Source organism: Oleiphilus sp. HI0080, from assembly GCF_001635135.1.
In genome coordinates, this window is sequence record NZ_LWFU01000467.1 from 1 (window position 1) to 4,947 (window position 4,947).

At 47.8% G+C, this 4,947-nt stretch carries 6 protein-coding genes; 4 read left to right on the forward strand and 2 right to left on the reverse strand.

The window, feature by feature from the left end; translation table 11 throughout:
- Both A3751_RS09590 and A3751_RS09595 read right to left on the reverse strand, forming a co-directional pair.
- The coding region (locus A3751_RS09590; RefSeq protein ID WP_068454978.1) for a KpsF/GutQ family sugar-phosphate isomerase at nucleotides 1-962 on the reverse strand (962 nt) is incomplete at its 3' end.
- Nucleotides 959-1,921 carry a calcium/sodium antiporter gene (locus A3751_RS09595; RefSeq protein WP_369821240.1) on the reverse strand — a complete coding sequence of 321 codons (963 nt, stop codon included), beginning with the start codon at nucleotides 1,919-1,921 and terminating at the stop codon, nucleotides 959-961. The genes A3751_RS09590 and A3751_RS09595, both read right to left, overlap by 4 nt.
- 155 nt (nucleotides 1,922-2,076) lie before the next feature.
- Between A3751_RS09595 and A3751_RS09600 the strand changes: the two genes are divergently transcribed.
- The 4 genes from A3751_RS09600 to A3751_RS09615 are packed head-to-tail and all read left to right on the forward strand — an operon-like array spanning nucleotide 2,077 to nucleotide 4,871.
- A complete protein-coding gene (locus A3751_RS09600) occupies nucleotides 2,077-2,940 on the forward strand; it encodes an ABC transporter ATP-binding protein (protein WP_068454992.1) in 864 nt (287 codons plus the stop codon).
- Nucleotides 2,921-3,715 carry a lipid asymmetry maintenance ABC transporter permease subunit MlaE gene (gene mlaE, locus A3751_RS09605; RefSeq protein WP_197466260.1) on the forward strand — a complete coding sequence of 265 codons (795 nt, stop codon included), beginning with the start codon at nucleotides 2,921-2,923 and terminating at the stop codon, nucleotides 3,713-3,715. The genes A3751_RS09600 and mlaE overlap by 20 nt, the downstream gene beginning before the upstream one ends.
- A 24-nt stretch (nucleotides 3,716-3,739) precedes the next feature.
- Nucleotides 3,740-4,198 carry an outer membrane lipid asymmetry maintenance protein MlaD gene (gene mlaD / locus A3751_RS09610; protein WP_068454995.1) on the forward strand — a complete coding sequence of 153 codons (459 nt, stop codon included), beginning with the start codon at nucleotides 3,740-3,742 and terminating at the stop codon, nucleotides 4,196-4,198.
- A gap of 10 nt (nucleotides 4,199-4,208) precedes the next feature.
- On the forward strand, nucleotides 4,209-4,871 hold the full coding sequence (locus tag A3751_RS09615) for a phospholipid-binding protein MlaC (RefSeq protein WP_231871794.1): 663 nt from the start codon (nucleotides 4,209-4,211) through the stop codon (nucleotides 4,869-4,871).
- Nucleotides 4,872-4,947: the final 76 nt, after the last annotated feature.

Sequence of the window (4,947 nt, forward strand, 5' to 3'; positions counted from 1 at the left end):
CATACAACACCTGCTTTTAGTAAATCATGCATATGAATTACACCGACTAGGGTTCTGTCAGGCTCGGTAACCAGCAGACCTGTGATTTTATATTCTTCCATTACATGCAGGGCTTCGGCTGCCAGCGCATCTTTGTTAATGGTTTTGCAATTTTTGGTCATAATGCTGCCGATGTCGGTTTGATGTAGGTCTACCTGTTCGTCAAAGGCGCGGCGTAAGTCTCCATCAGTGAACAAACCTTCTACTTTGTTGTCGTTATCGACAATGGCAGTCAGCCCAAACCCCTTACGTGAAATCTCAAATAAGCCTTCTGATAAGGAGGATGAGGGCGGTACGCTTGGCACTCTATCGCCGATATGCATGATTTGCTCGACGGTTAGGAGGAGCTTTCTTCCTAGGCTCCCACCAGGGTGCGAAAAGGCAAAGTCTTCTTCAGAAAATCCGCGTGCTTCAAGTAGTGCAACTGCAAGCGCATCGCCTAATGCTAAAGTCACTGTTGTGCTTGAGGTTGGGGCGAGACCAAGAGGGCAGGCTTCGGTTTCAATGCTGATGTCTAATGATACATCGCTTGCCTTGGCGAGTGTGGAGCTCTGCTTGCCGGTCATGCTAATTAGGGGGGCGCCCATGCGTTTGATCAAAGGCAAGATCGTTACAACTTCTTCAGTTTGGCCGGAGTTCGATATAGCGAGAACGACATCTTGCTGAGTAATCATTCCTAGGTCGCCATGACTTGCTTCGCCAGGATGGACAAAGAACGCTGGGGTGCCAGTACTGGCGAGTGTGGCGGCAATTTTATTAGCGATGTGACCAGACTTTCCCATGCCAGTCACGACAACGCGTCCCTTGCAGGAGAGCATGATTTCGCAAGCTTTCTCAAAATTGCTGTCTATTCGATCGAGCAGGGCATTTACTGCATTTCGCTCAATCTCAATGGTGCGCTTGCCTGATTCAATGTAATTCATGCTAGTGCTGTAACCGAGTCCTTGTAAAGAATAACTAGATAGACAATATAGCTGCATAAAAGCGTGATGCCGGCTATTTTACCAATTTGGTCGCGCTTACTCACATGATTTACTAGGCAAAGAATCGCAAGCCCAAATGTGAGTACAAGCATAAAGCCGTAATCCCGGAATAACGAGACCTGGTCAATGATTGGCGGCGATATAAAGGCGGGTATAGCCATGACGGCAAGTAGATTGAATAAGTTTGACCCTATTATATTTCCTAGCGCCAGATCATGGTGGCCTTTTAGTGCGCTTGCAATCGAGGCTGCCAGCTCTGGGAGGCTTGTGCCAATTGCGACAATTGTTAGCCCGATGATGAGATCGCTAACGCCGAGCTCGGTGGCGATGCCGCTCGCGCCCCAGACAAGCATTCTTGAGCTCAAGACCAAAGCAACAATGCTTCCAATAAGGTAAAGGTAAGCTTTTGCTTGAGGGATGTCGCTGGCTTCATCTATCTCTTCTGGAAGCTCTTCGGAAGATGAAGAAAGCTTGGCGAGCGCGATCAGGGATATGATGAGTAAGCCGGACAAAATCAAGCCGTCGTAAAAAACGATCGTGCCGTCGATTATAACGAGCGTCGCAAGGCTGGTAGCAATTAATAGAATAGGCAGTTCGACTCGAAGTATGCCAAGCTTAATCGGAATCGCTGAAACGAGCGTAGTTAGTCCAAGAACTAATGCAATGTTCGCAATGTTGGAGCCAATGGCGTTGCCGACTGCCAAGTTGCTTGAGTCTTGTAGCGCAGCCATCGCAGAAACAATCAGTTCGGGAGCGGATGTCCCGAAGGCAACGACGGTCAAGCCGACGAGCATGGGGGTCATTCCGAGATGCAATGCAGTAGATACCGCACCTTCAACAAAACGGTCGGCACTCCAGATTAGAATAACCAGTCCTACAATAAGGGCTACACTGAACACTAACACTTGATTTGCTCACAAAATTCGATGGGGGAAGGAGAGCGCATTTTGCTGAACTTACCTTGTCAAAGCAAGCTTAATGCGGTTCGTGAAATCTTGTTTAGTTTTAACTTGTAAATGACGAACTAGGCTCGCTAGAATCTAGCCCTCCTAGGATGTGTTATAAGAATACAGGAAACCATTTGTCCTCCTACATTGAAGTCGAGAGTCTCTGTTTCTCTCGGGGTTATCGAAATATTTTTGATGGTTTGACCCTGTCTATCCCGCGCGGCAAGGTGACCGCGATCATGGGCCCTAGTGGCATTGGCAAAACGACCCTTTTGAAGCTGATCGGCGGGCAATTGCGCCCCGATTCAGGGCGCGTCTTAGTGGATGGCCAAGACTTCCAGACGCTGAGTCGCGAAGACTTGTTTGAGGCGCGTTCCAAAATGGGAATGCTGTTTCAAAGCGGTGCGTTGTTTTCGGATATTAGTGTATTTGAGAATGTTGCCTTCCCACTAAGGGCGCACACGAACCTTCCTGAGGATATGATTCGGGATATCGTGATCATGAAGCTCAATGCGGTTGGTTTGCGCGGTGCTCGCGATATGATGCCATCGGAGCTCTCAGGTGGGATGACGCGGCGAGTAGCGCTCGCTCGGTCTATTGTGCTGGATCCAGCGCTCATAATGTACGACGAGCCGTTTGCCGGTCAGGATCCGATCGCGATGGGCGTGTTGGTACAGTTGATACGTCTTCTAAATGATACGCTTGGCTTGACCAGCGTACTCGTCTCGCACGACATCTCAGAATCTTTGAGTATCTGTGATCATGCAATCGTGATTGCAGATGGGCGTGTGATTGGTGCCGGAACTCCAGAAGAATTACGGAAGTCTGATTCTGCATTGGTTAATCAGTTTGTGAACGGCTTGCCAGATGGTCCGGTACCCTTTCATTACCCAGCTCGAGACTATGTAGACGATCTTTTGGGCGACGATTTGAATACTTCTTTTGGCACTGATGGAGTCGCTCGTGATTAAGCAGATTCAAAAGCTTGGTCGTTCAGGTACTGAGACCATTGCAACGCTTGGTCGCTCTGGCGTATTTTTGCTTCGGGCAATACTCGGTTTGAGTTTTACGGTTAAAGGGCTGCGTCTGCTTTTAAAGCAGCTCTATCATGTGGGTGTATTGTCACTCATCATTATCGTTGTCTCAGGTATGTTCATTGGTATGGTTCTCGGCTTGCAGGGTTATAGTATTCTTGTTGACTATGGGTCTGAGCAGGCGGTTGGGCAGATGGTTGCGCTGACTCTAGTTAGAGAATTGGGCCCAGTTGTAACCGCGCTTCTGTTTGCTGGTCGGGCGGGTTCTGCTCTTACGGCTGAGATTGGCTTGATGAAAGCGACGGAACAGCTGTCTAGTTTGGAAATGATGGGGGTTGACCCCATGAAGCAAGTTATTGCGCCGCGTTTTTGGGCTGGTTTCTTGTCAATGCCCATTCTTGCTGCCATTTTTAGTACTGTTGGTGTGCTTGGTGGTATGTTGATTAGTGTTGATTGGCTGGGTGTTTACAGTGGGGCCTTTTGGTCGAATATGCAGTCGGCAGTTGAATTCGAGGCGGACGTGCTCAACGGAATGATTAAGGCGGTTGTATTTGGTCTTGTTGTTACTTGGATAGCCGTCTTTCAGGGTTATGATCTAATTCCGACTTCTGAGGGAATTGGTAATGCGACAACAAAGACCGTCGTCTATTCTTCATTGGCAGTTCTTGGTTTGGACTTCTTGTTGACGGCTGTCATGTTTGGCGGTTTTTGATAGGTAAAATCTTAAGGGAAGCGTATGTATAACAAAACCGTCGAGCTAGTTGTAGGGCTCTTCATGTTGGCGGGCATGGTCGCTCTGTTGTTCTTGGCTCTTCAAGTGAGTGGCTTGTCGTTAGATTCTCAAAAAAACTCTTATCGTGTTTATGCCTTGTTTGATGATCTCGGAGGGTTGTCGGTGCGGGGCAAGGTGTCTATGGCAGGTGTTACGATTGGTCGGGTTAGCAGCGTAACGTTGGAGAAAGAAACCTATTCAGCGTTAGTTGAAATGGAAATTTATTCTGATGTGGATAATCTGACCGTTGACAGTGTGGCGTCAATTCAAACTTCAGGGTTGCTTGGGGATAAATATGTCGCTATCAGTGTTGGGGGAGATGAAGAGGTCCTCGCAGATGGCGATACCATTTTTGATACTCAATCGGCACTCAATCTAGAAAAGTTAATTGGGGCATTCGCTTCCGGACAAGCAGATTTTTAAGAGGTCGACTATGCCACAAATGATTCGCTTAACGCTCACGTTCATCCTCTTTTTAGCGCTGCCGTTTAGTGCCGTCGCTGCAGCAGATGAGTCTGACCTGGTTAAAACAACCGTCGAAAAAAACGTAAAGGATATTCTTCGAACCTTTGAAGAGCAGAAGCCTCGATTCGAAACCGATCCGGATGGCTTTTACGTTGAAATGGAGAAGGCGATCAGCTCCATCATTGACTTTCGTCGCATTGCTGCTCGAGTGATGGGTAAGTATGCAAGAAAGGCGACCAAGGATCAGCGAAATGAGTTCGTTGAAAGCTTTAAAGAAAGTCTTTTCAACACCTATACCAAAGCGATCGTTGACCAGGGCTCGTTCGAAATGCGGGTTGTAAAAGCACAAATTAACCCGCGAAGCGATACGCGAGCTTCTGTCGAGATGGAGGTGATTACCTCAAATGGAAGCGTCTATCCAGTGACCTACTCTATGTACAAAAATAAAGAAGGGCGTTGGTATATGGAAAATGTCATCGTATTCGGCATCAACATCGGTCTGGCATTTAGGGATAAATTTGATAGTGAAATGAAATCTCGTAAAGGCGATATTGAGGCGGTTATTTCGAACTGGAGTGTTGATCTAGAGATTGACGTTCCTGAGGGCGCAGGTCCTCTGGAGGAGAGCTAGTGTATTCGGTGACAACGCGAGACGATGCCAGTGTGAGTTTAAGTGGAGAGGTTGCGCGTAGCGATTTGGTTGAGGT